Source organism: Thauera phenylacetica B4P, from assembly GCF_000310225.1.
In the GTDB taxonomy this organism is placed as follows: Bacteria; Pseudomonadota; Gammaproteobacteria; order Burkholderiales; family Rhodocyclaceae; genus Thauera; species Thauera phenylacetica.
Genome location: NZ_AMXF01000546.1, coordinates 1 through 769 on the forward strand (window position 1 = coordinate 1; position 769 = coordinate 769).

1 protein-coding gene and 1 pseudogene are annotated in these 769 nt (G+C 76.5%); both read right to left on the reverse strand.

Annotated elements, in window-relative coordinates; genetic code table 11:
- Positions 1–300: pseudogene (locus tag C667_RS23585) on the reverse strand (SAM-dependent methyltransferase); the annotation flags it as partial.
- On the reverse strand, positions 297–769 hold a 473-nt coding region (locus C667_RS23590; RefSeq protein WP_004391451.1), incomplete at its 5' end, for a Maf family nucleotide pyrophosphatase. The pseudogene C667_RS23585 and the gene C667_RS23590, both read right to left, overlap by 4 nt.

A 769-nucleotide genomic window follows, 5' to 3' on the forward strand; every position in this document is an offset into this window, starting at 1 on the left:
GCCGGCGTCGGAGAGCAGGCCGAGGTCGGCGCCGGCAAGCGCGGGCGCGAGCAGCGCGTCGAGCGCCGCGTCGGCGGCCTCGGCGGGCAGCTCGCGGATGTCGGTCTCGCGCAGCGGGTGGGGATAGTCGAGCTGCTTGAGGTGGGCGCGCGCCGCGCGCGCCGTCTCAACCACGAAGTGGCGCAGGCCGGCGGTGATCGCCTGCGCCTGCGCGGGCAGGAAGTGCGCCCACGGCGTGTGCTCGCCGAGGGCGACGGGCACGAGGTAGAGGCTGCCGCGCGGCGGGCTCGCGTCGCTCACGGCAGCGCCACCCCGGCTGCGCGCAGCATGCGCGAGAGCGCGATCAGCGGCAGGCCGATCAGCGCGGTGGGATCGTCGCCGCTCATCGCATCGAGCAGGGTGATGCCCAGGCCTTCGGACTTGGCGCTGCCGGCGCAGTCGAGCGGGCGCTCGCGCTCGACGTAGCGGCGGATCTCCTCGTCGCCGAGGGTGCGGAAGCGCACGTGCGTCGGCACGCCCTCTACGCGGGCGTGGCCGCTGCGCGTGTCGAGCACGGCGAGCGCGGTGTGGAAGACCACGGTCCGGCCGCTCATGCGCTGCAGCTGCGCGATCGCGCGCGCCTCGGTGCCGGGCTTGCCGAAGACTTCGTCGCCGAGGTGGGCGACCTGGTCCGAGCCGATGATCAGCGCGCCGGGCCAGCGCGCGGCGACCGCGCGCGCCTTCTCCAGCGCCAGGCGCTCGGCGGTGGCGGCGGGCGCCTCGCCGGCCA